Origin of the sequence: Massilia alkalitolerans DSM 17462, assembly GCF_000427785.1 — a bacterium.
GTDB classification, from domain to species: Bacteria; Pseudomonadota; Gammaproteobacteria; order Burkholderiales; family Burkholderiaceae_D; genus Telluria; species Telluria alkalitolerans.
In genome coordinates this window covers 76,252-103,033 of record NZ_ATYR01000002.1, presented here as the reverse complement: position 1 = coordinate 103,033, position 26,782 = coordinate 76,252, and the positions used below count along the sequence as shown (strand labels likewise).

Below are 26,782 nucleotides of genomic sequence, written 5' to 3'. Positions count from 1 at the left end.
CATCCGCCATGCTGTTAGAATAACAACGTCTGCATCGTCCACGAGGCTTGCACGGCGGCGCTACCGGCATGCGGCCACCCATCGCACTGCCTTTCACGCCGCCGGCAACAGCGCAGGCGCCACAACTCACGACCGCTTCATCGCACGCAAGGACGATCGCATGACCCCGAACTCGACTCCAAACGAAGGCGCCAGGGCGCCGCACGCCCCGACCGAATACATCCTCAATGCCAGCTGCCGCGCCGGCATCGGCATCGTGGCCGCTGTCGCCACCTTCCTGGCCGAACGCGACTGCTACATCTGCGCACTGGAACAGTTCGACGACGACTCCACCGAGCGCTTCTACATGCGCGCCGTGTTCCGGCTCCAGGCCGGCTCCCCGAGCATCGAGAACATCCGCGAGCAATTCGGCGAAGGCTGCGGCGCCCGTCTCGACATGCAATGGAAGATCCACGACCCGGCGGACGCTGTGAAGACGGTGATCATGGTGTCGAAGGACGACCACTGCCTCGACGACCTGCTTTACCGCCGCCGCAACGGCGAACTGAACATGTCGATCACGGCGGTGGTGTCGAACCACCTCGACCTGCGCCCGATGGTCGAGCGCGAAGGCATCCGCTTCATCTTCCTGCCGGTGACCAAGGACAACAAGGCCCAGCAGGAAGCCCGGTTGCTGGAAGTGGTCGAGGAGACCCGCGCCGATCTGGTGATCCTGGCGCGCTACATGCAGATCCTGTCGGACGAGCTGGCGCGCCGCCTGGCGGGCCGCTGCATCAACATCCACCACTCCTTCCTGCCCGGCTTCAAGGGCGCCAAGCCCTACCACCAGGCCTTCGACCGCGGCGTCAAGCTGATCGGCGCCACCGCCCACTACGTGACGCCGGACCTGGACGAAGGCCCGATCATCGAGCAGATGGTCACCCGCGTCGACCACAACTTCCGCCCCGAGCAGCTGGTGCGCGTGGGGCGCGACAACGAATGCATGGCGCTGGCCGCGGCGGTCAAGTTCCACATCGAGCGCCGGGTATTCCTGCATGGAAACAAGACGATCGTCTTCCGGGGTCCCTGAGCTGCGATCGATCATATTCGAGAGTTAGCAGTAGCACGTCGTCCCGGCGCAGGCCGGGACCCAATTCAGTCGAGCAGCGAATTGCTTCACCGGCTAGCGATAGCACACGTAGAACTTGGGCCCCGGCCTTCGCCGGGGCGACGGTCTTGCGGCCGCGGGTTCATGCCGGCGTCCGCTCAACGCCCGGCATCCTTGTCCATGCGCTGCTGCAGCAGCCACAAGCGGGCGTAGGTCCCCTTGCGGCGCAGCAGTTCGGCATGGCTGCCCTGCTCGACGATGCGGCCGCGGTCCATCACCACGATGGTGTGCGCATTGACGATGGTCGACAGGCGGTGCGCGATCACCAGGGTGGTGCGGTCCTGCGACAGCCGGTCCAGTTCGCGCGTGATCGCGTGTTCCGAGTCGGCGTCGAGCGCCGAGGTGGCTTCGTCGATAATCAGGATCGGCGGGTTCTTGAGCACCGCGCGCGCGATCGCGATGCGCTGCTTCTCGCCGCCCGACAGGTTGACGCCGCGCTCGCCCACGGGCGTGTCGTACTTGTCCGGCAGCGAGTCGATCACCTCGTGCAGGTGGGCCGCGCGGCAGGCCGCCACCACGTCCTCGCGCGTGCTGCCGCTGCGCCCATAGGCGATGTTGTTGCCGATCGTGTCGTTGAACAGCGCCGTCTCCTGCGGCACCACGCCGATCGCCATGCGCACGCTGGCGGCTTCACATTGGCGGATATCCTGGCCATCCACCAGGATGCGGCCATTGGCCGGGTCATAATAGCGCAGCAGCAGGCGCGCCAGCGTCGACTTGCCAGAGCCGCTGCGCCCGACCACGGCCAGCGTGGTTCCCGGCGCGATGCACAGGCTGACGTCGACCAGCACCGGACGCGCCGGCTCGTAATGGAAACTGACGTGCTCGAACACGACCTCGCCCCGGCCCGGCCGCAAGGGCGGCGCCCCGGGTGGATCGAGGATTTCGGGACGCTCGCGCAGCAGCTCGAACAGGCGCTCCGCGTTCACCCAGGCGTCGCGCGCCTCGCGGTAGACGAAACCGAGCGCATTCAGCGGCAGGCAGACCTGCAGCGCGTAGGCGTTGATCAGGACCAGGTCGCCCACGCTCATGCTGCGCGCCATCACCGCCTGGCCGGCCAGCACCATGATGGCGGCCACACCCAGTGCGATGACGGCGCTTTGCCCCACGTGCAGGGTGAACAGGGCGCGCTGGTTGGCGCGGCCGGCCTCCTGCCAGTCGCCCATGATGGCGGCGAAGCGCCGGGCCTCGCGCGCCTCGCCGCTGAAGTACTTGACCGTATCGTAGTTGATCAGGCTGTCCGCCAGCCGCCCCTTGGCGGTGGAGTCGAGCTTGTTGACCCGCCGCTGGTAGACCACGCGGCGCGCCGTGAACACCAGCGTGAAGCCGGCGTAGACCAGGAAGGTCACCAGGATGATCCCGGCAAAGCCCGCCGCATAGCGGCTCAGCATGATCGCCAGCACCAGCCCGATCTCGACCAGGGTCGGCACGATCGTGAACAGCCCGACTCCGAGCAGGAAGGCGATGCCGCTGGTGCCGCGATCGATGTCGGGCAGCAGGCTGCCGAGCTTGCGCTGGGCGTGGAAACGCGGCCCCAGTGCGTGCAGGTGCGAGAAGGTCTTCTGCGCATAGGCCGCGACGGCCTCGAGCGTGACCCGCACGAACAACAGGTCGCGCCACTCGTTGAACAGGGTGGACGTGAAGCGCAGCAGCGCGTAGCCCACCAACAGGTACAGCGGCAAGACCTGCGGCAGCGACGCTTGCGAGAAGGCATCGATGATCCGCTTGAGCAGCAGCGGCACCGCGACGGTGGCGAGCTTGGCCAACAGCAGCAGCACGACCGCCGCCACGATGCGCCAGCGGTGCCGGCCCAGCACCTGCCACAGCTCGGCGCCGATACGGGCGCCCCGCCCCGCCTCCCCGCTACCCCCCGCCATCGCCGCGTCTCCTGAGCCCCGATGGGAATTGGACAGGGCACGGACGCACAACGTTCGGATTCCGCGCCGGCAGGCTGCGGTATCGCAGTCCGATACCGAAAAGCCAGGCCGGTGCTACTTCATACGGCGTCCTTGCACGGAGCCCGGCGGCTGCGGATGATGCCCCTACATTCATCACGGAGATCAACATGAAACGCCTCCTACTCGCCGCCCTGCTCGGCCTCGCCTGCACCTCCACCCATGCAGCCGGGCATGCGGGACAGTCGGAACTGTCGAATGCCAGCGCCAACCTGTCCGGCGTCGTCGTCGGCGGCTCCATCCTGACCCTGGCCGCCACCGGCAGCGTCGTGGTGGCCAGCGTCAGGACGGTCGGCGACGGCATCGAAGTCGTGCTCGAGGGCGCCGCCGACGCCAGCCGCGCCACGGTGCGCCTGTCCGGCCGGGCGGCCGCCGGCGTCTCGCTGGCCGCCGGCACCGCGCTGGAAGTGGTGACGGCGTCGACCGGCTACGTCCTGGTGATGTCGGGCAAGGCGATTGCCTTCCTCCCGAACGAAGCGGGCAAGGCCCTGCTGCACCATTCGAGGGCAGGCTGATGGACCGCCGCCTGTTCGGCGCCGCCCTGCTGGCCCTGGCCATCGCCGTGCCCGCCAGGGCCGGCCAGCCCTGCGAGGAGCGCCCGCTCGCCGCCCACGAAGTCGTGCTGTCGATGGACCTGGCCCAGCGCACGGTCCAGGCCCTGGAGGCCAGCGGCGCCCAGGTCGCCCTGGTCTCGCGCGCCGGCCAGGACCTGAGCCGCTACCGCCTGCGCTACTCGCACATGGGCATCGCGGTGCGCGACCATCCGAAGGGACGCTGGACCGTGGTGCACGCGCTGAACGACTGCGGCAGCGCGGTCTCGGGCCTGTACGACGAGGGCATGGGGAATTTCTTCCTCACCGACCTGTACCGCCACGAAACCCAGCTGGTGATTCCCGGTCCCGAGCTGGGGGCCAGACTGGCGAAGCTGGCGGCCACCCGCACCCCGGTGCGCCTGCACGAGCCGAAGTACAACATGTTGTCCTATGTGTACTCGACCAGGTACCAGAATTCGAACCAGTGGGTGCTCGAGACCCTGGCCGCCGCCGCCGCCCCGCCCGGCCAGGTCGAGACCCGGCTCGAGGCCCAGAAATGGCTGCGTTCGATCGGCTTCCAGCCGCCCACGGTCGAGGTGCCGGCGGCGGTGCGCCTGGGCGCCCGCATGTTCCGCGCCAACGTGGCCTTCGACGACCACCCTTATGAGCGCCGCATGGCCGGGCAAATCGACACGGTCAGCACCGATGCCGTGCTCCGGATGGTGCGCATGGTCGACCCGCAGGCCAGGACCATGACCATCGATTGAAGCGGTCCGGCACGGTCGTACGTGCGTGAACTAACCGAACAGGATCAGGCTGGCGGTTAAGGTAGTGGCTTCGCTCAAGAATTCCACGAAGGGACGGCCATGGACCACTACCAGGAATACCCGATCCGGCTGCGCATCAACGGCCAAGACCGCGAGTTCGCGGTCGGCGCCTGGGTGACGCTGCTCGACCTGCTGCGCGAACGCGCAGGCCTCACCGGCACCAAGAAGGGCTGCGACCACGGGCAGTGCGGCGCCTGTACGGTGTTGCTGGACGGTAAACGCATCAACTCCTGCCTGACCCTGGCGGTGATGCACAACGGACATGAGGTCACCACGGTCGAGGGCCTGGCCAAGAGCGAGGAACTGCATCCGCTGCAGCAGGCCTTCATCGACTGCGATGCCTTCCAGTGCGGCTACTGCACGCCCGGCCAGCTGTGCTCCGCGGCCGGGCTGATCGCCGAAGGCCAGGCCAGGAGCGTCGACGACGTGCGCGAACTCATGAGCGGCAACCTGTGCCGCTGCGGCGCCTATCCGCAGATCACCCAGGCGGTGATGCAGGTGATGGGCATCGAGGGCAAGCCCGGCGAAGGCGAAAAGCCGTTCACAACCGGTCCGGTGCTCGCATGAACCCGTTTACCTTTACCCAGGCCAGCGACGTGGACGCCGCGCTGGCCCGCCTGGCGATGCCGGGCGTCCGTCCGATCGCGGGCGGGACCAACCTGCTCGATCTGATGAAGGAAGGCGTGATGCACCCCGGCGAGCTGGTGGACATCAATGGCCTGGGATTCGACCGGATCGAGCAAGATGCCGGCGGCGGCCTGCGCCTGGGCGCCCTGGCGCGCAACGCCGATACCGCCTACCACCCGCTGGTACGCGAGCGCTACCCGCTGCTGAGCGCCGCCATCCTGGCAGGCGCCTCGCCGCAGCTGCGCAACATGGCCACCAACGGCGGCAACCTGCTGCAGCGCACCCGCTGCTACTACTTCTACGACGTCGGCACGCCCTGCAACAAGCGCGAACCGGGCAGCGGCTGCCCCGCCAAAGAAGGACTGAACCGCCTGCATGCGATCCTCGGTACCAGCGAGCATTGCATCGCCACCCATCCTTCCGACATGTGCGTGGCCCTGCGCGCCCTCGACGCCGTGGTCCACGTACGCTCGCAGGGCGGCGCGCGCGAGATCCCGTTCGCGGACTTCCACCGGCTGCCGGGCGAGCACCCGGAACGCGACAACACCCTGGAAGCCGGAGAGCTGGTCACCCACATCACGCTGCCCGAAGCCGGACGTTTCGCCGCCCATTCCACCTACCTGAAGGTGCGCGAACGCCTCTCGTACGCGTTCGCGCTGGTGTCGGTCGCCGCCGCGCTCGACCTCGACGGCGGCAAGATTCGCGCCGCCCGCATCGCGCTGGGCGGCGTGGCCCACAAACCGTGGCGGGTCGAGGAAGCCGAGGCTTCGCTCGAGGGCAAGGCGCCCGGTGCGGACGCCTTCGGCGCCGCCGCCGACATCGTCCTGCGCGGCGCCAAGGGCTACGGCCAGAACGACTACAAGCTCACGCTGGCGCGCAACGCCATCGAGCAGGCCTTGAGCACCGCCACGCGCGGCACCGAGTACGCGAAGGGTGAACACCGAGGAGAGCAGCAATGACCGACCTGATTCCAGAACTGCGCACCCCAAGCGCCCCCGAAGGCACCGGCCGGGTACGCAGCGGCATGCCGGTCTCCCGCATCGACGGCCGCGCCAAGGTGACCGGCGAAGCGAAATACGCGGCCGAGCACGAGGCCGAGGGACTGCGCTACGGCGTCGTGGTGAGCGGCACCGTTGCCCGCGGCCGCATCAAGTCCATCGACACCCGCGCCGCGCTGGCCACGCCCGGCGTGGTGGAGGTGCTTACCCACCTGAACCGCCCCAAGGTGCGCTCCTGGGACCTGGCCTACAAGGACATGACGGCGCCGGGCGGCTCACCCTTCCGCCCCCTGTTCAGCGACCGCATCTTCTACAGCGGCCAGCCGGTGGCGCTGGTGCTCGCCGAGACCTTCGAGGCGGCGCGCCACGCGGCCCAGCTGGTGGAGGTCAGCTACGAGGAAGAAGCGCACGAGACGAACCTGCTGGCCTCGCTCGACCAGGCCTACACGCCGCGTGCGCTGAAGGCCGGCTTCACGCCGCCCAGCTCCACCGGCGATGCCGACAAGGCCTTCGAAGCCGCCGAAGTGAAGATCGAGTCGCAGTTCTACCACGGCGTCGAGCACCACAACCCGATGGAGATGCACGCCACCACCGTGGTCTACGGCGAGGACGGCCACCTGACGATCTACGAGAAGACCCAGAGCTCGCAGAACAACCGCTGGTACGTCTCGCGCGCCTTCGGCATCAAGAAGGAAAAGGTCACCGTGCGCAACCCTTACGTGGGCGGCGCCTTCGGTTCCGGGCTGCGCCCGCAGTACCAGCTGCCGCTGGCGGTGATGGCGGCGCTCAAGCTGAAATGCCCGGTGCGGGTGGTCCTGACGCGCCAGCAGATGTTCAGCTTCGGCCACCGCCCCGAGACCTGGCAGAAGGTGAAGCTGGCCGCCAACAACGAGGGCAAGCTGCAGGCGATCGTGCACGAGGCCATCCACGAGACTTCGCGCCTGGAAGACTATGTCGAGGTGGTGGTCAACTGGTCGGGGCAGCTGTACGCCTGCGACAACATCAAGCTCGGCTACAAGCTGGTGGCCCACGACCGCCATTCGCCGATCGACATGCGCGCGCCCGGCGCCGCGCACGGCATGCACGCGCTGGAAGTGGCGATGGATGAACTGGCCTACAAGCTGCGCATGGATCCGCTGGAATTCAGGCGCATCAACTACGCCGACCGCAATCCGCTCGAGGACAAGCCGTATTCGACGAAAGAACTGAGCCAGTGCTACGACAAGGGCGCCGCGCGCTTCGGCTGGCAGGACCGCCCGATCGAACCGCGCTCGATGCGCGACGGGGAGGAACTGATCGGCTGGGGCATGGCCACCGGCATGTGGGATTCCCTGGTGATGCTGGCGCGCGTGAGCGCCGTGTTCCACGCCGACGGACGCCTGGTGGTGAGCAGCGCGGCCTCGGACATCGGCACCGGCACCTACACGGTGATGTCGATGATCGCGGCGGAAGCGCTGGGCCTGCCCATGGAGCGGGTCACCTTCCAGCTGGGCGACTCGACCCTGCCCTTCGCGCCGGTCGAGGGCGGCTCCTCGCACGTGACCACGGTCGGGGGCGGCGTGCACGGCGCCTGCGACAAGCTCAAGAAAACCCTGATCAAGATGGCGAAGGCCATGCCGGGTTCGCCGCTTGCCAGGGCGCGCACCCAGGACCTGGAATTCGCCGACGGCACGCTGCGCCTGCGCAACCGTCCCGAGACCGCCATGCAGTTGCGCGACGTGCTGGCGGCCGGCGGCGTCGACCGGGTCGAGGAAAAGTTCTTCATGAAGCCTTCGATGCTCAAGCAGCGCAAGTACACCCGCGCGGTGCACTCGGCGGTGTTCTGCGAGGTGCGCGTCAACGAAAAGTTGGGCATCGTGCGCGTGACGCGCGTCGTGAACGCGGTGGCGGCCGGCCGCATCATCAGCGCCAAGACCGCCGCCAGCCAGGTGATCGGCGGCGTGGTGTGGGGCATCAGCCAGGCGCTGCACGAGGAAAGCTTCACCGACCACCGCTTCGGGCGCTTCATGAACCACAACTACGCGGAGTACCACGTGGCGGTGAATGCGGACGTGCACGACATCGAGGTGATCTTCGCCGATGAAGACGACCGCATCGTCAGCGAGCAGCTCGGCGCCAAGGGCGTGGGCGAGATCGGCATCGTGTCGGTGTCGGCGGCGATCAGCAATGCGATCTTCCACGCCACCGGCAGGCGCCTGCGCGGCACGCCGATCACCCCGGACAAGGTGCTGCTGGGCGAGCACGAGATTCCGGTGCCGGAGCCGAAGCAGGCGCAGTAGGACCTCCTGCCGCGCCCGTCACGGCGGGCGCGCGCATCGGCAAGCGTAGTATTTCGTCAACACGACGCCGATCGGCGGCTCCTGCCATGCGCCATGCATGGCGGCGAGGGCCGCATTCCGGCGTTTTTCCGACATTGTTCCGCATCTTTTCCGACTCGCCATACGGGTTTCCACGTAGTTGCAAATCTATCTATTTACTGGTAAAACCAGTCCTGCGTATGCACGCGCTCCATGCAAGCTGGCTGGACTCGTCGTGGCCTGCATCGTGGCTGTTCCTGCGTCGCCCATACTGATAAACCAAGAAAACCGAGGTTAGAGGAAGACACCGATGAAAACCACATTCCTGCGCACCGTCGCGGCCATTGCCCTGCTGGGCGCAGCCACAGTCGCCACCAGCGCTTCAGCCCAGAACTACCCCACCAAGACCATCACGATGATCGTGCCGTTCGCCGCCGGCGGACCGACCGATACCGTGGCGCGCCTGGTGGCCCAGTCGATGGGCAATACCCTGAAACAGCAGATCATCATCGAGAACGTCGGCGGCGCCGGCGGCACCATCGGTGCGGCGCGCGTGGCCAAGGCCGCGCCGGACGGCTACACCATCTTCCTGCACCACATCGGCCACTCGACCGCGCCGGCCCTGTACCGCAAGCTGAGCTACAACGCGATGACCGATTTCGAGCCGATCGGCCTGGTCACCGACGTGCCGATGACCCTGATCGCCAAGAAGGACTTCCCGGCCAAGGACTTCAAGGAACTGCTGGCCTACGTGAAGGCCAACAAGTCCAAGGTCACCTATGCCAACGCCGGCCTCGGTTCGGCCTCGCACCTGTGCGGCATGCTGTTCCAGACCGCCATCGGCGTCGACCTGACCACCGTCCCGTACAAGGGCACCGGCCCGGCCATGAACGACATGCTGGGCGGCCAGGTGGACCTGATGTGCGACCAGACCACCAACACCACCAGCCAGATCAAGAGCGGCAAGGTCAAGGTCTACGGCGTGACCACCAAGCAGCGCCTGGCCTCGATGCCGAACGTACCGACCATGAGCGAAGCCGGCCTGCCGGGCTTTGAAGTGGCCGTGTGGCACGGCATGTACGCGCCGAAGGGCACCCCGAAGCCGGTCATCGACACCCTGTCGAACGCCCTGCGCACCGCCCTGAAAGACCCGACCGTCAAGCAGCGCTTCGCCGACCTCGGCACCGAGCCGGTGGCCGACAAGCGCGCTACGCCGGAAGCCTTGCGCACCCACCTGAAGGCCGAGATCGACCGCTGGGGCCCGATCATCACCAAGGCCGGCCAGTACGCCGACTGATCGCGCAGCGCAAACGCGGCAGGCTGTGCGGGAATCGCTCCCGCGCAGCCCGTTCGCTACCACACAACAACAAGCAACAAGGGGTTCGCAGTGGCTTCCATCGTCCGCCATCCGAAGAATTTCTGGATCGGCATCATCTTCCTGTGTTTCGGCATTGCCGCCATCGCCCTCATCGGGGACAACGAGATGGGCAGCGCCGGCCGCATGGGTCCGGGCTATTTCCCGACCGTCCTCGGCGGCCTGCTGTCCGTCGTCGGCCTGGCCGGCATCATCCGCGCCTTCATCGGCCGCCGCTCCGAAGCGCATGACGCGATCGGCACCTTCCACATCAAGGACATCGTCATCATCCTGGGCGCGGTGATCCTGTTCGGCATCCTGATGCGCGGCGCCGGCCTCCCCGCCGCCGCCTTCGTGCTGGTCATGCTGAGTTCCTTCGCCAGCAAGCAGTTCAGTTTGAAAGGCTCGCTGCTGCTGGCCGTCGGGCTGGCCATCTTCTCGGTGCTGCTGTTCGTGAAGCTGCTCGGCCTGCCCATGCCGATCGTCGGCCCCTGGCTGGGAGGGGCATAAATCATGGAAATCTTCACCAACCTGGGACTGGGCCTCGAAACGGCCTTCACCCTGACCAACCTGTTCTACTGCCTGGTCGGCGTTTTTGTGGGCACCGCGGTCGGCGTGCTGCCGGGCCTGGGCCCGATCGCCACCATCGCCATGCTGCTGCCGGCCACCTTCGGCTTGCCACCGGTCTCGGCCCTGATCATGCTGTCCGGTATTTACTATGGCGCCCAGTACGGCGGCTCGACCACCGCGATCCTGGTCAACCTGCCGGGCGAATCGTCCTCGGTCGTGACCGCGCTCGACGGCTACAAGATGGCGCGCAACGGCCAGGCCGGCAAGGCGCTTGCCACCGCGGCGATCGGTTCCTTCTTCGCCGGTACCGTCGCCACCATCCTGCTGGCCCTGTTCGCGCCGCCGCTGGCCGACCTGGCGCTGAAGTTCGGCCCGGCCGAGTATTTCTCGCTGATGGTGCTGGGCCTGGTGGCCTCGGTGGTGCTGGCGAGCGGCTCGCTGCTGAACGCGATCGGCATGGTGATCCTGGGCCTGCTGCTCGGCCTGATCGGCACCGACGTCAACTCGGGCGCGCAACGCTACACCTTCGACAAGCCGGAACTGGCCGACGGCATCAACTTCGTGATCGTCGCGATGGGCATGTTCGGTATCGGCGAGATCATCCGCAACCTCGAGCACGGCGAAGACCGCAACGTCCTGATGAAGAAGGTCGAGGGGCTGATGCTGAGCAAGGAGGACTTCAAGCGCATCCTGGCGCCGGTCCTGCGCGGCACCTTCCTCGGCTCGGCGCTCGGCATCCTGCCGGGCGGCGGCGCCATGCTGGCCTCGTTCTCGGCCTACTCGATCGAAAAGAAGGTCTCGCCCAACGCCAAGAACTTTGGCAAGGGTGCGATCGAAGGCGTGGCGGCGCCGGAAGCGGCCAACAACGCCGGCGCCCAGACCTCCTTCATCCCGATGCTCACGCTCGGCATCCCGTCCAACCCGGTGATGGCGCTGATGATCGGCGCGATGATCATCCAGGGCATCCAGCCGGGTCCGGCCGTGATGTCCGAGCAGCCGGCGCTGTTCTGGGGCCTGATCGTCTCGATGTGGTTCGGTAACCTGTTCCTGGTGGTGCTGAACCTGCCGATGATCGGCCTGTGGGTCAAGATGATCCTGGTCCCCTACCACCGCCTGTATCCGGCCATCCTGATGTTCTGCGCGATCGGCGTGTTCAGCCTGAACAACAACGAGTTCGACATCTGGCTCATGGCCCTGTTCGGCCTGTTCGGCTACATCTGCGCCAAGCTGGGTGCGGAACCGGCGCCGATGCTGCTCGGCTACATCATCGGCCCGATGATGGAGGAATACCTGCGCCGCGCGCTGCTGCTTTCGCACAGCGACCCGATGGTGTTCCTGCGCAGCCCGATCAGCGCCACCATGCTGGCCATGGCGGCCGTCGCGCTGATCATCGTGATGCTGCCGGCGCTGCGCAAGAAGCGCGAGGAGGCTTTCCAGGAGGAGTGAGCGGTTTCGTAGGGTGGCGTTGCATCTTTGCAGGGACCGCATGAACGCGCGGACGGCATAGCCGTCCACCCTACATCAGAACAGCGCGCCCTGCGGGCTGGTCAGCCGCGCGAAACTGTCTCCGAGAAAAGGCAGGATCGCGTCGGCGATCGGCTCGAGCTGCTTCGTCAGGTAGTGTTCGTAGTCGATCGGCGCGCGCCGCAGTTCCAGGGGCTCCGGCCCCGCCGTGGTCATCACGTAGCGGATCCAGCCGCCTCGCCGGTATTGCGCCGGCCGCCCCTGGGCGGTATGGAAATCGTCGGCCATGCGCGCCGCGCGCACGTGCGGCGGGACGTTGCGTTCGTACTCCTCCAGCGGACGGCGCAGGCGCTTGCGGTAGACCAGCAGCTCGTCCAGTTCCCCGCGCAGCGTGCGCGCCACGTAGTCCGCTACCCAGGCCTCGTAGGGCTGGCCCTTGAACACGCGCAGGTAGAGCTCCTGCTGGAACTGCTGCGCCAGCGGCGACCAGTCGGTACGCACCGTCTCCAGTCCCTTGTACACCACCTCTTCGCTGCCGTCGGCGTTCAGTACCAGGCCGGCGTAGCGCTTCTTGCTGCCTTCGTCGGAGCCGCGCACGGTGGGCATCAGGAAGCGCGCGTAGTGGGTGTCGAATTCCAGCTCCAGGTGCGAGTCGAGGCCATGTTCGTCCCGCAAGTGCTCGCGCCACCAGCCGTTGACGTGATCGACCAGTGCGCTCCCGATGCGCTCCGCGTCCTCCTGCGCGTGCGGGCCGCCGAGCCAGACGAAGGTGGAGTCGGTGTCGCCGTAGATCACCGCGTAGCCCTGTTCCTCGATCAGGGCGCGGGTGCGGTGCATGATCTCGTGCCCGCGCATCGTGATCGAGGAGGCCAGGCGCGGGTCGAAGAAGCGGCAGGCGGTGGTCCCGAGCACGCCGTAGAAGGCGTTCATGATGATCTTGAGCGACTGCGACAGCGGCACGTTGCGCTCGCGCTTGGCCGCTTCGCGCCCTTCCCACACCTGGCGCACGATGCCCGGCAGGCAGTGGCGCGTGCGCGAGAAGCGCGCGCCGCGAAAGCCCGGCACGGTGCGCTCCTCGGCTTCGGCCAGCCCGGCCACCAGGCCGACCGGGTCGATCAGGAAGCTGCGGATGATGGACGGGTACAGGCTCTTGTAGTCGAGCACCACCACCGAGTCGTACAGTCCGGAGCGCGAATCCATCACGAAGCCGCCGGGGCTGTCGCCCGCGGCTACGTCGCCGATGTTGGGAGCCACGAAACCCAAGCGGTGCATCAGCGGCATGTAGCGGTGCTCGAAGGCCGCCACCGAGCCGCCGCTGCGGTCCACCGCCAGCCCGGTGACGCTGGCGCGCTCCAGCAGGAAGCGGACCAGTTCCGTCTTCTCGAAGATGCGGGTGACCAGTTCGCAGTCCTTCAGGTTGTAGAAGGCCAGCGCCGGCTTGTCCTCGGCGAACATGCGGTTGATCTCGTCCATCCGGCTGTAGGGGTTGTCGATCGCCTTGCCTTCGCCCAGCAGGCTTTGCGACACCGATTCCAGGCTGAACGAGGGAAAACTGTAGGTGGCCGAGCGCAGCGCCTCGATGCCGTCGATGACCAGGCGGCCCGCGACCGACACGAAGAAATGCTCGGAGCGCCCGTGCTCGCGGGTCTCGATGGCGCTGCCGTCGCGTCCCAGCCGCAAAGGGCGTCCCAGGCGCTCGGCCGCCTGCACCAGCATGCGCAGGTCGAACTGGATCACGTTCCAGCCGATGAGCGCGTCCGGATCGTGCGCGCGGATCCATTCTTCGAGACGGTCGAGCAGCTCCGCACGGCTCACACAGTACTCCAGTGCGAAGTCCAGTTCCCGTGGGGCCCCGTTGGGCTCGCCCAGCATGTAGACCTGGCGCTGGCCACAGCCCTCCAGGCCGATGCAGTACAGTTCGCCGTGCTGGTTGGTCTCGATGTCGAGCGAGACCATGCGCAGTTGCGGACGATAGTCGCCGTCCGGCTTGAGCTGGGCGTCCAGGATCAGCGCGGGGTCGCGGGAATCCGGCCTGCCGTGCACCAGCACCGGCGCCGTGATGAAGCGCTCCATCAGGTAGCGCTCGGGCGGGCGCACGTCGGCCTCGTAGACGGCGACCCCGAACTCGCGCAGGCGCTTTTCCAGCCGCAGCAGCTGGCGGTACTGGCGGCAGTACAGGCCCAGTACCGGACGGTGGTGAAAATCGCACAGCGACAGCTCGCGCAGTTCCCAGCCCGTCTTCTCGCCGTGCAGCGCGAGTTCGGCGGCCTCGCGCTGTTCCAGAGGAAGAAAAGCGACCGGGGTCTGCGGCGCCAGGCGCACCCGCCGCGGTCCTTCTTCGGTGGCGATCCAGAATTCGACTTCGTTGCCGCTGTCCGTGTCGCGCCAGTGGCGGGTCAGCAGGAAGCCCTGGATGGGTGCGGTATCCATGCCGGCCTAGCTGAAGCGCGCCAGCTCCGCTTCGCTGAAGCCCGCCTGGCGCCGCGCCTCGATGTTGAAAGGCCCTTTCAGGACCGGCGCCTTGTAGCGCACGGTCAGCTCGCCGTAGGTGGACACCGGCTCGAGCCCACGCAGGGCGCACAGGTGCAGGTACCAGCGGTTGCCGATCTCGACGTGCCCCACCTCGTCGCGTAACAGCACGTCGAGGATGGCGGCGGCCTGCATGTCGCCGGCCTGCGCCAGCTTGGCGCGCAGCGGCGGGATCGCATCCAGCCCGCGCGCTTCCAGCGTACGCGGCACCAGCGCCATGCGCGCCAGCACGTCGCCGCGGGTTTTTTCCACCATCTCCCACAAGCTGTCGTGGCCCGGGAAGTCGCCGTAGGTGTAGCCGAGCGTGGCCAGGTGGCCGCACAGCATGTCGAAATGCAGCGCTTCTTCGCCCGCCACGCGCAGCCAATCAAGGTAGTAGTCCTGCGGCATGCCCGGGAAGCGCCACAGCGCGTCGAGGGCCAGGTTGACCGCGTTGAATTCGATGTGGGCGAGCGCATGGACCAGCATGGCGCGTCCCTCCACGGTCGCCATCGAGCGGCGGCCGACCAGCCGCGGCGGCACCAGTTCGGGCCGCGCCGGACGGCCGGGGATGCCCGCCGGCGCATCCATGACGGCGTCGGCGTCGACGCGCCAGTCGCCGTGCCGGTGCGCGGCGCGCATTGCCGCCACGCCCGCGCTCTTGGCGGCGGGATCGGTCTCGAGCAGGGATTGCAGAGCGCATGCGCGTAGCTCCAGCGGTTGCGCCATTATCAAGCCTTGGGTAGATCGAAAAGCGCTAGTGTACCAAAAGGCAGCAGGCGGCCATCGGCTGGGTTACCATGATGGCATCGCCAATGACCCGAGCCCCTCATGCGTCACGAGCACCCCGCCCTCCTGATCATCGACATGCAACAATGCATGGCCAGCCCGGATGCGGGCGCGCGCAACAACCCCCAGGCCGAAGCCAACATCGATACGCTGCTGGACGCATGGCGCGCACGCGCGGCGCCGGTGGTGCACGTGCGCCACATCTCGCGCGCACCAGGCTCGGACTTCGCTCCGGGGCAGCCGGGCGCCGCCTTCCAACCGGTGTTCGCGCCGCGCCAGGGCGAGCACGTGGTCGAGAAGAACATCCCGGACGCCTTCATCCTCACGGGGCTGGAACGCTGGCTGCGGGTGCGCGGCATCGAGCGCCTGGTGGTGGCGGGCGTCAGCACCAACATCTCGGTCGAGTGCAGCGTGCGCAGCGCCGGCAATCTTGGTTTTCAGGTGAGCGTCGCGGCAGACGCCTGCTTCACCTTCGCCCGCCACGACCATAGCGGTGCGCTGCGCAGCGCCGACGAGGTGCATGCGATGTCGCTGGCGAACCTGGCGGGAGAGTATGCAAGCATCGTGACGACCGCCGACGCGCTGCGTCTGCTCGACTGAGTCGTCCAAGCCACACTCTACCCGTTTGACATTGTGGCAAGCTGGTCAGGCTTGCTACACTGGCCTGCCGGACTTTCCGTCCATCGCCAGGCCCACCGCAAAGGAAGCGTGCCATGTTCGCCCGTCCTGACCTGCAGTCCCGCCTCATCCTCACCACGTCCGCATTTACCGCAGAAATCCTCCACCTCGGGTGGGAATACAGCCACGGCGGCGTGCCGGCCCACCACCTGCTGAACAACCCGGAACTGCCCGCCGTCTCCAATTGGTGGGGGCTGCTGGTCGTGCCACTGCTGGTCTGGTTCCTGGTGGGTCGCATCCAGCGCCGCGCCGCCACCCTGGTGCAAATCGGTAGCCGCGAGCGTTTCCGCACCCTCGCCCGGGCCCGCTTCGCCGTCGCCTTGCTGTGGGCCGGGGCCTTGGCGCTGGCCTTCACGCTCGGACACCCGTCCGTGACCTGGATCTTCTTCGGCGCCTTTGCCGCGGCCGTGTGCGCGGGCGCCTGGCGTGCCGAATACGTGCTCGGCTTCGCGCTGGGCATGAGCTTCACCTTCGGCGCCGTGCTGCCGGTGCTGGTGGCCTCGACCATCGCGGCCTGCGCCTTTGCCGTCCATCTGGTGTGTGGCGCCATGCTGCGGCTGGCGCGCGGCGGGCGGGTGCGCGGGGCTGGCCTGCCCTAGGCAGAATAGAACTGCGCGACACCGCGCACGGGCTGCGAGCGCATCGAATTAAACCACGGCAGCGCTGAACGGCTCAGGCCGCCGCGCCAGCAGATGAGACAGCCGCTGCAGCCCCGCCTGCAGGCGTCCACGGTCCTGGATACTGCCCAGGGAGATCCGGATCGCATTCACCGATCCGCTGCCGGTGGCGAATGCCTCCGCCGGCGTGACCGCGATGCCCTCGCTGTCGGCCGCACGCGCAAGCTGCGAGGAGTTCCAGTACGCCGGCAGTTCGAGCCATACATGCAGGCCGTCCCCGGCGCCACTGTAGCGCCCGGCAAGAATATCGCGCGCCATCCGGTGGCGCAGGCGCGCTTCCTCCCGTACGCCTGCCAGTAAACCATCGGCCGAACCGTCGAGGATCCACTGGGTGGCCAGCGCAGCGCTCAAGGGGGCAACCATCAGCGCAAACGACCTGAGCGCGGCCAGGAAGCGTTCCCGCACTTGCGGATCGCGTACCAGCACGAAAGCGGCACGTAGACCGGGCGTCAGGCATTTCGACAGGGTCGAGATGTAGACCACCCGTTCCGGCGCAAACGTGGCGATCGGCGGCGGCGGGGCATCGGCAAGGAGCCAGTAGGGATCGTCCTCGACAATCCGTACGGCGCAGCGCTGCGCGACGCCGGCGAGCTCCTTGCGCCGGCCTTCCGGCATGGTGACGGCGGTCGGGTTCTGTAAGGTCGGATTGAGGTAGACCAAGCCAGGCTGGTGCTGGCGGCAGGCTTCCTCGAGCATCTCGGGCAGCATCCCGTGTTGGTCCGCTTCCACCGCAACGATGCGGCGGCCGAACTGGGTCGCTGCGGCGCGCAGGCCGGGATAGGTCATGGGCTCTGCCAGGATGACGTCGCCAGGCTCCGTCAGCGCAAGGATCAATGCGGCGATGGCGGCTTGCGCACCCGGACAGACGACGATCTGCCCGGAATCCAGGGATCCGAACATGGGCGCGAGCCAGGCGGCGCCTGCCTTGCGGTCGGAGTCGCTTCCCCCGCCCAGGTGGTAAGTCATCAGCGATGCACTATCCGCCCGCATCAGTACTTGCGACAAACCTTGCTTCAAGAGGTCGCCGAAGTCCACGCCATCCGGCGGTGGCGGAGTATTCATGCTCAGGTCGAGGATCGGGTTCAACTCGACTTTCGGCGCCGCGACATACGTGCCGCGCGCGCCGCGGCCTTCCAGCAAGTTGCGGCGTCTGGCTTCGTCGTAGGCGCGCGTGACCGTCGTCAGGTCGACGTGCAGCTGTGCCGCCAACCGGCGCTGGGGAGGCAGACGGTCGCCCGGTTTCAGCGATCCGTCGGCCACCGCCGCCTGCAGGGCATCCGCGATCTGCAGGAAGCGTGGCCCTTTGTTCCCGGCCAGGCGCGGCAGCCAGGTTGGCAAATCTTCATCTTGTATGGCTCTCAACTGGGACATTATGTCTCAATGTATGGATTTTGTTTTTGAGTAGAATGCCTCAAAACGTGGAGCAACACCATCCTTGCATGGCAGTCGCCGCACCTTTTCTCCTCTCTCATCACTATTCGGCAATGAAGTGCCGGATGCACCCGCTCAAAATTATGGAATGGACCCCGGTAGTCTTCTACGTATTCAAGTTTGTCGTGTTAGGCATAGGCATGTTCTACGCCGTCAAGTGGCATTACGATCAAGGAGAAAAGAATCAGGACAAGCAGCAGGAAAAGCGCGCGGTGCTGCGCGCGGCCGGCAAGCTGGCGGTCCTCTTCGTGCTGCTGCTCCTCATTCTGGGCCTGGCCACCTTCTTCCTTGCCGGGACACTCGGCCTGGACCTGAGCATGCCCTGACGGCATATTCCCCTACATCTGCCGGAACAGTTGGGCGTACACCGGACTCACACGCGGCTTCTCGGGCCGGTTGCGCAGGTTGAGCGTCACCTTGCCCATCGAATCACGCCCGGCGCTGGCGACGCAGCCCAGGTTCACCACGGTGCTGCGATTGACCTGGCGGAACGTGTCCGGGTCGAGCTGAGGCAGCAGTTCCTTGAGCGGCACCCGGATCAGCGCTTCGCTCTCCGCCGTGACCACGTTCACATACTTGTCGGTCGCCTGGAAGTACACCACCTCGGCCACCGGAATCATGCGCACCATATTGCCCACCGCCGCGCGCACGATCGTCAAGCGTTCCGGCGCCGGGGCGGCCGGCATCAGGGCCTGCAGCCGGCCGACCAGATCGGCGAGCGGATCGCCGTCCTCTTCCTGGCGCCGCCCCAGCAGGCCCTGCAGGCGTTCGACCGTGCGGGCCAGGCGCGCCTCGTTCACCGGTTTCAGCACATAGTCGGCCGCCGCCTGCTCGAAGGCCTGTACCGCGTAATCGTCGTAGGCGGTCACGAACACGACGTGCGGGAACGGCCCCAAGCCTTCCCAGCGCTCGGCCAGTTCCTCGGCAGCCTCGATGCCGGTCTGGCCGGGCATCTTGATGTCCATGAACAGCACCTCGGGCCGGGTCGCCAGTGCCTGCTCCACCGCGGCCACGCCGTTCGGGGCGGTCGCGACGATCTCCAGTTCGGGCCACAGCTTGGTCAACAGGCGGGCCAGGGTCGCGGCCAGAATCGGTTCGTCTTCTGCAATCAGGGCGCGGATGCTCATGCGATCTCCAAAGGTAAGGTAAGGCGGACAAGGGTGCCTTGCGGCTGTGCCGGAGTGATCAGGACGCCGGCGCGTTCGCCGTACAGCACGCGCAGGCGTTCGCGGGTGGTGGCGACACCGACCCCGCCGCCGCCGTGGCTGGACTGGCCAAGGCCCAGGCCGGTATCGAGGATGCGCAGGTCGAGCAGGCCGTCGCGCGCCTCGGCCGAGATCCGGACTTCGCCGCCCTCGATCTTCGGTTCGAGTCCATGCACGATCGCGTTCTCGACCAGGGGCTGCAGCAGCATCGGCGGCAGCTTCGCTCCGCGCAGCGCGGCCGGCAGTTCCAGCCGGTAGGCCAGGCGCTCGCCCATGCGCACCTGCATCAGGCCGAGATAGGCGTCCATGGCGGCGAATTCATCGGCCAGCGTGGTGCTCTCCGAGCGCGCGGCGCCCAGCGTGGCGCGCAGGTACTGGATCAGCTGGTCGAGCATGGTATTGGCGCGGTCCGGATCGATCGCGATCAGTCCCTGCAGGTTGGCCAGGGTATTGAACAGCATGTGCGGTTCGATCTGGGCCTGCAGCAGGCGCAGTTGTGCCTGCAGGGCCTGGCGCTCGACGGTCTCGGCGCGCAGGCGGGCCGCGTGGTGTTCCTGTTCGGCCCGCCGCAGCCCCTCGCGGTGCGCCGCCAGCACCATGCCGGCGCATAGCAGCAGGAAGGTCAAGGCGGCCAGGCTGAGGCGCGGCAGCGTCGCGTAGCCGGCCAGGTCGGGAGGATGGTGCTCGAGCAGGCGGCCAATCACCTGCACCCCGCTGAAGTGGGCCAGCGGCGCCGCCAGGGCCGCGACGCCGGCCAGCGCCAGCCACTGGCGCCGGACCTGCAATGGCCCCGGCCAGAACAGCAGGCGCACTGTGTCGACGATGGCAAAGCCCAGCACCGAGATGAAGCAGGAATACGCGAGCTGCTCGTACAAGGTTTCGGGCCGGCCGACCACCAGCGTGATGATCACCGCCGCCAGCACGCCGAACACGACGGCCATCCGCAGGTCGCGCAGCAGCCTGGCGCCAAAGCTGTCCGCTGGGGCCGCCGGTGCCGGCGCAAGGGAGAGGATGGAGCTGGTCATGCGGCCTCGCTTCGATGCGTTATCAGGATGACCAGCATTCTGCCCAGCCGATGCCGTCTCGGCAAGGCGGGAGCGATGAACCCGCATTTCGATACCGTGAACCGGCTTGCCGGTCGACCGGATTGTCGCCTGGCCCCGGCGAAATGGCCCTGGGGATATGTCACCAGCGCCTCCTTTCCTGTAGGATAGCGCCTTTGCTCGGTACAGCCCAGCCGGCTTTTACCCTGCAGCTCATCAATACGATAACCAGTGTCGCGAACCGGCCCAGTCCGGCTCGCCGGGAGTGTATGGAACGATCCCCGCACGCGCGCAAGATGAAGATGACGCGCAGCCGTACCGCCATTGCCTGCGCCGCCGTGGTGCTCGCCATCGCCTGCGCCGAGACGGTGCGCTGGAGCCGTGCCCGGGCGGCGGCCGCCCCTTCCACGGTGCAGGCCGTGGTGCCGGGACGGGTGGCCCTGTCCGAACTGTCGCGCTCCCTGATTCCGATGCCGCGCAATACGCCTTCGGCCCATGCCAGCGCGATGGCGACGCTGCCCGGCGACCGCATGATCACCTTCTGGTGGGCCGGCAGCCGCGAGAGCGGGCCGGACGTCAAGGTCTATGCCTCGCAATGGCAGAACGGTAAATGGGGCGAACCCTGGATGGTGGCCAGCCGCGAAACGCTCGGCAAGGCCCTCGGCTTCGGCGTGCGCCGTATCGGCAACCCGGTGGCCTGGACCGGCCCGGACGGCCAGATCCACCTGTACGTGGTGGCCACCGGCCTGGGCGGATGGGCGGCGTCGCGCGTGGCGCACCTGGTCTCCGTCGATGAAGGCGCCAGCTTCGCCATGAAGCGCGTGCTGCCGATGTCACCGCTGTTCAATACCAGCGTGCTGGTGCGCACCAATGCGGTCGGCCTGGTCGACGGCGGCTGGTGGCTGCCGGTGTATTTCGAGATCGGCATCAAGTACCCGATGATGATGGCCTTCGGCCCGGACGGCGAGCCCACCGGTCTGGGGCGCATCGGCACCCGAACCACCACGCTGCAGCCGGCCATCGTCCCGGTGTCCAATACCGAGGTGCGCGCCTGGATGCGCGACGCCAGCGAGGAGCGCCGCGTGCAGCATGCCCGCAGCCGCGACGGCGGCGCCAGCTGGGAAGACCTGCCGGCCCTCGACCTGAACAACGAGAACACCTCGATGGCGGTGCTGCGCCTGGCCAATGGCGAATTCCTGATGCTGCACAACCATATCGCCCCCGGCGGCGGCTCGCGCAGCCTGCTGCGCCTGTCGCTCTCGAAAGACGGACACACCTGGCGCACCGTGGCCGACGTGGCCAGCGGCGGCAAGAGCGACGAGTTCTCCTATCCCACCATGCAGCAGGTCGGCCGCGAACTGCACGTCACGTATACCTTCCAGCGCCAGGCGATCGCGCATCACCGGTACCGGATCAGCATTGGAGAGACCATCTGATGACCCTGCCCGATCTTTCGCTGCAATTCGTGTATGCCCGCCTGGCGTGGGCACTGGTGCTGGCCGCCATCCTGGTCGGCCTGTGCCCCGCGGCCTGGCGCCTGCCGCGGCGCGCGCTGGGCGCGACCCTGGCAGCCTGCCTGTTGCTGATGGCCCTGCCGGGCGCGGCCTCGCCGGCCTGGCACCTGGGCCTGGCCTTCCAGTATCCGAGCGCCCTGCTGGCCGGCCTGTGCCTGCTCAAGCTCCATGCGCGCTGGCGCAGCGCTTCCGGCCCGGTCCCGGCTGCCCTGCCGGTTCCGCTGGCCGCAGCGCTCGCCTTGGCCGGCGTGCTGCTCTACCTCGACGCCTTCGGCCTGATCGCGGGCGGCTATTATTACGCCGGCTTCGGCGGGCGCGCGGCGCTGGGCGCGGTGCTGCTGGCCGCCATCTGCGCGCTGGCCGCCACGCGCGGCCGCTTCCCCCTGCAATCCGCCGCGATCCTGGGCGCCCTGGCCCTGTTCTCGCTCGCGCGCCTGCCGAGCGGGAACCTGTGGGATGCGCTGCTCGACCCGCTGCTGTGGGGCTGGGCCCTGGTCACCCTGCTTGGCGCGGCCCTGCGCGCCCTGCTGCGCGCCCGCGCGCGCGGGCCGCTGGCCAGCGCCGAAGCGGAGCTGCCGGTGCTGCATCATGCCGGCGCCGAACCGATTTCATCAATGAAGGAGTAGTCTGTGGCAAACAAGAAGTGGTATCTCCATCCCGTCATCGCCACCGGGATCGTCATCAACGCATTCGTGCTGCTGCTCGCGGTGGCCCTGGCAGGCAACCCGGCCAGCATGGACCGCCTGCTGGTGGAAGACGGCATCGTCGAATGGATGCAGTTCCTGTGCTTCATGGCGCTGGCCGGCCTGCTCGGCTTCGCATTCTTCGAACGCCTCAAGCGCAGCGACCGCGGCGTCATGGAATTGCTGACCCTTGGCGGCCTGAGCCTGCTGTGCGCGCTGGCGGCGATGGAAGAGATCAGCTGGTTCCAGCGCATCCTGAACATCCAGTCCTCGGAATTCTTCCTGCAGAATAACCGCCAGGGCGAGACCAACATCCACAACCTGGCGATGGGCGACGGCAGCCTGCACAAGAACGTGCTGCTCAAGCTGATCTTCATCACCGGCATGGTCCACAACCTGATCCTGCCGCTTGTGGCGCGCTTCAAGCCGGCCGTGCAGGACTGGGTCGAGAAGATGGGCCTGTACCTGCCGCCGCTGTCGGCCTCGGTGCCCTACCTGGTGCTGGTGGCCCTGTCGCACCTGCTGATCGACCATCCCCGCAAGGGCGAGCTGGGCGAGATGTTCGGCGCGGTGCACTACATGGCGACCGTGTTCGGCGCCTATTTCGTGGGTGTGGCGTACAAGCGCGCACCGCTGTTCGACAACCCGGCCGACATGCGCCGTGTGTCGACCCTGTTCGCGCTGTGGATGCTGTTCCTCTTGATGAACGGCTGGATGCTGAGCGCCGGTGCCGGCGCCATGGTCGGCTGATCGATCCTGATTGGCCGGGCGGCATCGCCGCCCGGCCAGCCACGGCTCAGAAGCCGTAGTTCATGCGGGCGTAGATGAAGCGCCCTGCCCGCCCGAACGGCGCATAGTTCGCGAACGGGGTGTTACCCGTGGTGTTCAGCGCCGGCGGCTGGGTCTCCGGATACTGGTCGAACAGGTTGTCCGCCCCCAGGGCCAGGCTCAGTTTCGGCGTGAACGCATAGCGCGCTTCGATGTCCACCAGGGTCTTCGGATCCATCCAGAAGTCCAGCGCCGCCGTGGTCCCCGGCGACAGCACTTTGCCGTAGCGGGTCGCGCGGAAGGTCGCGCCCCACTGGCCGAGTTTCCAGTTCACGTTCGCGCTCAGCTTGTTCTCGGGCTGGCCCTTCTCCAGCGACAGCACGTTCAGGCGGTCGAACAGCACCGGCGCCGGGTTCAGGGCGCTCAGTTGCGCCGTCACCGGCACCTTGGTCACCTCCGTTTCGGTGAAATTGCCGGCCACCGTGAAGTCGAAGTTGCCGGCGTTGGCCGTCTTCATCGGCCAGCTCACCACCACGTCCACGCCCTGGGTGCGGGTATCGACGCCGTTGATGAAGAAGCGTCCGCCACCGACACCCGTGATCCCCTGCGAGATGATGTAGTTGCGTACGTTCGCCTGGGTCAGGTTCTCGGACAGGATGATGCGGTCCTCGATGTCGATGCGGTAGGCGTCGATCGTGATGCTGAAGGGCTCGAAGCGCATCACCGCGCCCAGCGAGGCATTCACCGATTTTTCGGCTTCGAGCGGCTTGGCGCCCAGCGCCACGGCCACCCGGTCGGTCGGGCGGAAGGTGGTGATCTCGAACGGCACGCCGTTGATGAAGTTGGTGGAGGTCGCGGTGAAGTTCTGCTGCTGCGGCGAGGGCGCGCGGAAGCCGTTCTGGACGGCGCCGCGCAGGGCGAAGGCCTTGCTGAAATCGTAGCGGCCCGAGAGCTTGCCGGCCAGGCTGTTGCCGAAGTCGGTGTAGTGCTCGCCGCGCACCGCCACCGAGGCCAGCAACTGCAGCGTGATGTTCGCTTCCAGGTCGACGAACGCGCCGATCGCGCTGCGGTGCGCATCGACCTCGTTGGACGGGCGGAAGCCCGGGAACACCTGGGCGCCGGGCGCGGCCGGGGTGCCGTTCGGCAGGATCTCGGGGCCGGCGCGCCAGGAATCCGGCTCGCCCGCGAACAGCTCGTAGCCTTCGCGCCGGGCTTCGGTGCCGACCGCGATGTTCAGCGGCGAGGCGAAGCCCGCCACCTCCAGCGAACGTACGCCGGTCAGGTTGAACACCAGCTGGTCATAGGCATAGCCGCCGGCATAGAAAGACCGCTTGCTGCTCGGGCCGATCGAGCGGTTCAGCGTGTTCTCGATGTCGTACTCCATCTTGTTCCTGCCGTAGCCGAGCGAGGCGTCCATGTCCCAGCTGCCGGCCTGCCAGGTGACGCCGCCGGTGGCGGAGAAGTCGTTCACCGTCGGCGCGATGATCGGCAGGAAGCCGTCCGGATAGATCGAGGGGATGTTGCGGGCGTCCTGGGCCGGGCGGAAGAAGCCGCCCGAGCGCGCGAAGCGGTTCTGGTAGCTCGCCCAGCCGTACAGCTTGACGCCGCCGCCCAGGTCGTTGCCGGCATTGGCGAAGAAGGTCACCTGCTCCATCTCCGGCTCGCCGTACCAGGCGTTGAAGCGGTTGATGGTGAGTTCGCGCGGATCGAAAGCGCCACTGGCCAGGCGCGGATACTGCTGGCGCATGTCGTAGCCGCTGCGCTCGGTGCGCTCCTGCTTCTTGTATTCGCCCGCGAGCGTGAGGTGGCCGGTCTCGCCCAGGGCCAGGCCTTTCCAGATGCTGACGGTGCCGGTCTGGCCGTCGGTGCGTTCGCGCTTGGCGGGTGCGGTCCAGGTGGCGCCGGCGGGCGCGACGTCGTTCCAGAGCTCATACTCGGTCTTGCGCGCGCCATAGGTGACGCTCGCTTCGCCGCCTTCGCGGTCGGTGCGCAGGCGCAGGTTGACCACGCCGGAGATGGCGTCCGACCCGTACTGGGCGGCGGCGCCGTCGCGCAGCACCTCGACGCTTTTCACGATCGCGGTCGGGATGGTGTTCATGTCCACCGCCGCCGAGCCGCGGCCGATCGAGCCGTTCACGTTGACCAGCGAGGATGCGTGGCGGCGCTTCGAGTTCACCAGCACCAGGGTCTGGTCGGGCGCCATGCCGCGCAGGGTGGCGGGACGGATGGTGTCGGTGCCGTCGGTGATGGCCGGACGCGGAAAGTTCAGCGAAGGCAGCGCGATCGACAGGGCCTGGTTCATCTCTGTGGTGCCGACGTTCTTCAGCGTCTCCGACGAGATGATGTCGACCGGCGCGGCGGTATCCAGGGCGGTACGATTGGCCACGCGGGTGCCGGTGACCACCACCGTGGCGGCCGCAGCCGTGTCGCTTGCCGCGGGCGTTCCCGTCGCGGTGTCCTGCGCGTGGGCGCCGGTAAACAAGGAAGCGATGGCAAGGGCCAGGACCGTCTTTTTGGTATCGTGTTTCTGCATCTTGGGTTTCCTCTTGGTGTCGTTACCGCGCCGGGACGAGGCGCCGCGTATTGCTTGTTCGATACTGCTGGGCACACAATAGGATGTCAATTCGTAAAACTTGCAGTTGAGCATATTTACAACAGCCGGCCCGCGTCAGGCTGATGTAAGGCCCGGATGTCCTTCGCTTGCTACACTTTCATCTTTCCCAGCCAGGATCCTCGTATGCACGACCCCTTGTTTCCCGGTTTTCGCCCTTTTACCGCCGTGACCGACGACGGCAGCACGATCGCGGGCGTGAGCGGCGGCGCCGGCGCGCCGCTCCTGCTGCTGCACGGCCACCCGCAGACCCACGCGATCTGGCACAAGGTGGCGCCGCTTCTTGCTCGGCACTTCACCGTGGTCGCCTGCGACCTGCGTGGCTATGGCGACTCGTCCAAGCCGCAAGGAGCCCCCGACCACGCGAACTACAGCAAGCGGGTCATGGCGGCCGACATGGTCGCAAGCATGCGCCATCTCGGCTTCGAACGCTTCCGGGTCATGGCCCACGACCGCGGCGCGCGCGTGGCGCACCGCCTGATGGCGGACCATCCGCAGGCCGTGGAGCGCGCCGTGCTGCTGGACATCGCGCCGACCCTGGCCATGTACGAAGGCACGACGGAGGCTTTTGCGCGCGCCTACTGGCACTGGTTCTTCCTGATCCAGCCGGCGCCGCTGCCCGAACGGCTGATAGAGGCCGACCCGGACGCCTACCTGCGCGACGTGATGGGCCGCCGCAGCGCCGGCCTGGCGCCCTTCGATGCGCGCGCGCTCGCCGAGTACGCGCGCTGCCTTTCCTTACCCGGCACGGCGCACGGCATCTGCGAGGACTACCGGGCCGCCGCCGGCATCGACCTGGAACACGACCGCGCCGACCGCGACGCCGGGCGCCGCATCGAGACGCCGCTGCTGGCCCTGTGGGGCGCGCAAGGCGTGGTGCAGCGCTGCTTCGATCCGCTGCTGGAGTGGCGCAAGGTGGCCATGCGGGTCGAGGGCGAAGCACTGGACTGCGGCCACTACATCCCGGAGGAAGCGCCCGAGGCGCTGCTGGCGCGGACGCTGCCTTTCCTGCTGGCGTGATCCGTTCAGGCGCGCGCCACGCCCAAAAACACGTCCCTATAATCCTCGCCGCAGGACCTCGCGCGCTGCGATGCGGCCCTGTG

Annotated in this window: 23 protein-coding genes; 16 read left to right on the top strand and 7 right to left on the bottom strand. The window is 67.5% G+C overall.

What is annotated here, in order from left to right; all coding sequences use genetic code 11:
- The first annotated feature begins 160 nt into the window (after positions 1-160).
- Positions 161-1,069: a formyltetrahydrofolate deformylase gene (gene purU / locus YWC_RS0102455; RefSeq protein WP_051306155.1), complete on the top strand. Its 909-nt coding sequence runs from the start codon at positions 161-163 to the stop codon at positions 1,067-1,069.
- Positions 1,070-1,245: 176 nt separating this feature from the next.
- Here purU and YWC_RS27935 read toward each other — a convergent pair whose 3' ends face one another.
- Entirely contained in the window at positions 1,246-3,024 is a 1,779-nt protein-coding gene (locus YWC_RS27935) for an ABCB family ABC transporter ATP-binding protein/permease (RefSeq protein WP_036212743.1), read from the bottom strand.
- A gap of 188 nt (positions 3,025-3,212) precedes the next feature.
- Between YWC_RS27935 and YWC_RS0102445 the strand changes: the two genes are divergently transcribed.
- From YWC_RS0102445 to YWC_RS0102410, 8 genes are all read left to right on the top strand, one after another.
- The gene (locus YWC_RS0102445) at positions 3,213-3,617 is read left to right on the top strand and encodes a hypothetical protein (RefSeq protein ID WP_036212740.1); all 405 of its coding nucleotides are present in this window, start codon (positions 3,213-3,215) and stop codon (positions 3,615-3,617) included.
- Positions 3,617-4,402: a DUF2145 domain-containing protein gene (locus YWC_RS0102440; RefSeq protein ID WP_036212736.1), complete on the top strand. Its 786-nt coding sequence runs from the start codon at positions 3,617-3,619 to the stop codon at positions 4,400-4,402. The genes YWC_RS0102445 and YWC_RS0102440 overlap by 1 nt, the downstream gene beginning before the upstream one ends.
- Positions 4,403-4,501: 99 nt before the next feature.
- Positions 4,502-5,029: a (2Fe-2S)-binding protein gene (locus YWC_RS0102435; protein ID WP_027863955.1), complete on the top strand. Its 528-nt coding sequence runs from the start codon at positions 4,502-4,504 to the stop codon at positions 5,027-5,029.
- A complete protein-coding gene (locus YWC_RS0102430; protein ID WP_027863954.1) occupies positions 5,026-6,048 on the top strand; it encodes an FAD binding domain-containing protein in 1,023 nt (340 codons plus the stop codon). Before YWC_RS0102435 ends, YWC_RS0102430 begins: the two co-directional genes overlap by 4 nt.
- Positions 6,045-8,366 (top strand): xanthine dehydrogenase family protein molybdopterin-binding subunit, encoded by a 2,322-nt coding sequence (locus YWC_RS0102425; protein WP_027863953.1) that lies wholly within the window; start codon positions 6,045-6,047, stop codon positions 8,364-8,366. The genes YWC_RS0102430 and YWC_RS0102425 overlap by 4 nt, the downstream gene beginning before the upstream one ends.
- 328 nt (positions 8,367-8,694) lie before the next feature.
- Entirely contained in the window at positions 8,695-9,681 is a 987-nt protein-coding gene (locus YWC_RS0102420) for a tripartite tricarboxylate transporter substrate binding protein BugD (protein ID WP_027863952.1), read from the top strand.
- A gap of 90 nt (positions 9,682-9,771) precedes the next feature.
- Positions 9,772-10,248 carry a tripartite tricarboxylate transporter TctB family protein gene (locus YWC_RS0102415; RefSeq protein WP_027863951.1) on the top strand — a complete coding sequence of 159 codons (477 nt, stop codon included), beginning with the start codon at positions 9,772-9,774 and terminating at the stop codon, positions 10,246-10,248.
- 3 nt (positions 10,249-10,251) lie between these two features.
- The gene (locus YWC_RS0102410; RefSeq protein WP_027863950.1) at positions 10,252-11,754 is read left to right on the top strand and encodes a tripartite tricarboxylate transporter permease; all 1,503 of its coding nucleotides are present in this window, start codon (positions 10,252-10,254) and stop codon (positions 11,752-11,754) included.
- 75 nt (positions 11,755-11,829) lie between these two features.
- Here YWC_RS0102410 and YWC_RS0102405 read toward each other — a convergent pair whose 3' ends face one another.
- Together YWC_RS0102405 and YWC_RS0102400 are read right to left on the bottom strand one after the other, a co-directional pair.
- A complete protein-coding gene (locus tag YWC_RS0102405) occupies positions 11,830-14,202 on the bottom strand; it encodes a DNA polymerase II (RefSeq protein ID WP_027863949.1) in 2,373 nt (790 codons plus the stop codon).
- A 6-nt stretch (positions 14,203-14,208) separates the two neighbouring features.
- A complete protein-coding gene (locus YWC_RS0102400) occupies positions 14,209-15,009 on the bottom strand; it encodes a ferritin-like domain-containing protein (protein WP_027863948.1) in 801 nt (266 codons plus the stop codon).
- A gap of 102 nt (positions 15,010-15,111) precedes the next feature.
- Between YWC_RS0102400 and YWC_RS0102395 the strand changes: the two genes are divergently transcribed.
- Both YWC_RS0102395 and YWC_RS0102390 read left to right on the top strand, forming a co-directional pair.
- Positions 15,112-15,669: a cysteine hydrolase family protein gene (locus YWC_RS0102395; RefSeq protein WP_027863947.1), complete on the top strand. Its 558-nt coding sequence runs from the start codon at positions 15,112-15,114 to the stop codon at positions 15,667-15,669.
- A gap of 113 nt (positions 15,670-15,782) precedes the next feature.
- A complete protein-coding gene (locus tag YWC_RS0102390; RefSeq protein ID WP_027863946.1) occupies positions 15,783-16,346 on the top strand; it encodes a hypothetical protein in 564 nt (187 codons plus the stop codon).
- A 48-nt stretch (positions 16,347-16,394) separates the two neighbouring features.
- On the opposite strand, the gene YWC_RS0102385 is transcribed toward YWC_RS0102390, so the two are convergent.
- Positions 16,395-17,795 carry an aminotransferase-like domain-containing protein gene (locus YWC_RS0102385; protein ID WP_211238934.1) on the bottom strand — a complete coding sequence of 467 codons (1,401 nt, stop codon included), beginning with the start codon at positions 17,793-17,795 and terminating at the stop codon, positions 16,395-16,397.
- A 68-nt stretch (positions 17,796-17,863) separates the two neighbouring features.
- On the opposite strand from YWC_RS0102385, the gene YWC_RS0102380 reads away from it, so the two are divergent.
- A complete protein-coding gene (locus YWC_RS0102380) occupies positions 17,864-18,181 on the top strand; it encodes a hypothetical protein (protein WP_307175143.1) in 318 nt (105 codons plus the stop codon).
- A gap of 12 nt (positions 18,182-18,193) precedes the next feature.
- Here YWC_RS0102380 and YWC_RS0102375 read toward each other — a convergent pair whose 3' ends face one another.
- Together YWC_RS0102375 and YWC_RS27930 are read right to left on the bottom strand one after the other, a co-directional pair.
- Positions 18,194-18,982, bottom strand: a complete 789-nt coding sequence (locus YWC_RS0102375) for a LytR/AlgR family response regulator transcription factor (RefSeq protein ID WP_027863943.1) — start codon at positions 18,980-18,982, stop codon at positions 18,194-18,196.
- The gene (locus tag YWC_RS27930) at positions 18,979-20,085 is read right to left on the bottom strand and encodes a sensor histidine kinase (RefSeq protein ID WP_084416260.1); all 1,107 of its coding nucleotides are present in this window, start codon (positions 20,083-20,085) and stop codon (positions 18,979-18,981) included. The genes YWC_RS0102375 and YWC_RS27930 overlap by 4 nt, the downstream gene beginning before the upstream one ends.
- 287 nt (positions 20,086-20,372) lie before the next feature.
- Here YWC_RS27930 and YWC_RS0102365 point away from each other — a divergent pair, with 287 nt between their 5' ends.
- The 3 genes from YWC_RS0102365 to YWC_RS0102355 are packed head-to-tail and all read left to right on the top strand — an operon-like array spanning position 20,373 to position 23,050.
- Entirely contained in the window at positions 20,373-21,539 is a 1,167-nt protein-coding gene (locus tag YWC_RS0102365; RefSeq protein ID WP_027863942.1) for an exo-alpha-sialidase, read from the top strand.
- On the top strand, positions 21,539-22,243 hold the full coding sequence (locus YWC_RS0102360) for a hypothetical protein (RefSeq protein WP_027863941.1): 705 nt from the start codon (positions 21,539-21,541) through the stop codon (positions 22,241-22,243). The genes YWC_RS0102365 and YWC_RS0102360 overlap by 1 nt, the downstream gene beginning before the upstream one ends.
- 3 nt (positions 22,244-22,246) lie before the next feature.
- The gene (locus tag YWC_RS0102355) at positions 22,247-23,050 is read left to right on the top strand and encodes a hypothetical protein (protein WP_027863940.1); all 804 of its coding nucleotides are present in this window, start codon (positions 22,247-22,249) and stop codon (positions 23,048-23,050) included.
- Positions 23,051-23,096: 46 nt separating this feature from the next.
- Here the strand turns inward: YWC_RS0102355 and YWC_RS0102350 are convergent, their stop codons facing one another.
- Complete coding sequence (locus YWC_RS0102350; protein WP_027863939.1) at positions 23,097-25,601, bottom strand: TonB-dependent receptor plug domain-containing protein; 2,505 nt, start codon at positions 25,599-25,601, stop codon at positions 23,097-23,099.
- Positions 25,602-25,805: 204 nt separating this feature from the next.
- On the opposite strand from YWC_RS0102350, the gene YWC_RS0102345 reads away from it, so the two are divergent.
- Positions 25,806-26,699, top strand: a complete 894-nt coding sequence (locus YWC_RS0102345) for an alpha/beta fold hydrolase (RefSeq protein ID WP_027863938.1) — start codon at positions 25,806-25,808, stop codon at positions 26,697-26,699.
- The last annotated feature ends 83 nt before the right edge of the window (positions 26,700-26,782 follow it).

Coding starts and splice junctions, on each gene's coding strand:
- purU (WP_051306155.1), top strand. CDS start 161: ATGACCCCGAACTCGACTCCAAACGAAGGCGCCAGGGCGCCGCACGCC.
- YWC_RS27935 (WP_036212743.1), bottom strand. CDS start 3,024: ATGGCGGGGGGTAGCGGGGAGGCGGGGCGGGGCGCCCGTATCGGCGCC.
- YWC_RS0102445 (WP_036212740.1), top strand. CDS start 3,213: ATGAAACGCCTCCTACTCGCCGCCCTGCTCGGCCTCGCCTGCACCTCC.
- YWC_RS0102440 (WP_036212736.1), top strand. CDS start 3,617: ATGGACCGCCGCCTGTTCGGCGCCGCCCTGCTGGCCCTGGCCATCGCC.
- YWC_RS0102435 (WP_027863955.1), top strand. CDS start 4,502: ATGGACCACTACCAGGAATACCCGATCCGGCTGCGCATCAACGGCCAA.
- YWC_RS0102430 (WP_027863954.1), top strand. CDS start 5,026: ATGAACCCGTTTACCTTTACCCAGGCCAGCGACGTGGACGCCGCGCTG.
- YWC_RS0102425 (WP_027863953.1), top strand. CDS start 6,045: ATGACCGACCTGATTCCAGAACTGCGCACCCCAAGCGCCCCCGAAGGC.
- YWC_RS0102420 (WP_027863952.1), top strand. CDS start 8,695: ATGAAAACCACATTCCTGCGCACCGTCGCGGCCATTGCCCTGCTGGGC.
- YWC_RS0102410 (WP_027863950.1), top strand. CDS start 10,252: ATGGAAATCTTCACCAACCTGGGACTGGGCCTCGAAACGGCCTTCACC.
- YWC_RS0102405 (WP_027863949.1), bottom strand. CDS start 14,202: ATGGATACCGCACCCATCCAGGGCTTCCTGCTGACCCGCCACTGGCGC.
- YWC_RS0102400 (WP_027863948.1), bottom strand. CDS start 15,009: ATGGCGCAACCGCTGGAGCTACGCGCATGCGCTCTGCAATCCCTGCTC.
- YWC_RS0102395 (WP_027863947.1), top strand. CDS start 15,112: ATGCGTCACGAGCACCCCGCCCTCCTGATCATCGACATGCAACAATGC.
- YWC_RS0102390 (WP_027863946.1), top strand. CDS start 15,783: ATGTTCGCCCGTCCTGACCTGCAGTCCCGCCTCATCCTCACCACGTCC.
- YWC_RS0102385 (WP_211238934.1), bottom strand. CDS start 17,795: ATGTCCCAGTTGAGAGCCATACAAGATGAAGATTTGCCAACCTGGCTG.
- YWC_RS0102380 (WP_307175143.1), top strand. CDS start 17,864: ATGGCAGTCGCCGCACCTTTTCTCCTCTCTCATCACTATTCGGCAATG.
- YWC_RS0102375 (WP_027863943.1), bottom strand. CDS start 18,982: ATGAGCATCCGCGCCCTGATTGCAGAAGACGAACCGATTCTGGCCGCG.
- YWC_RS27930 (WP_084416260.1), bottom strand. CDS start 20,085: ATGACCAGCTCCATCCTCTCCCTTGCGCCGGCACCGGCGGCCCCAGCG.
- YWC_RS0102365 (WP_027863942.1), top strand. CDS start 20,373: ATGGAACGATCCCCGCACGCGCGCAAGATGAAGATGACGCGCAGCCGT.
- YWC_RS0102360 (WP_027863941.1), top strand. CDS start 21,539: ATGACCCTGCCCGATCTTTCGCTGCAATTCGTGTATGCCCGCCTGGCG.
- YWC_RS0102350 (WP_027863939.1), bottom strand. CDS start 25,601: ATGCAGAAACACGATACCAAAAAGACGGTCCTGGCCCTTGCCATCGCT.
- YWC_RS0102345 (WP_027863938.1), top strand. CDS start 25,806: ATGCACGACCCCTTGTTTCCCGGTTTTCGCCCTTTTACCGCCGTGACC.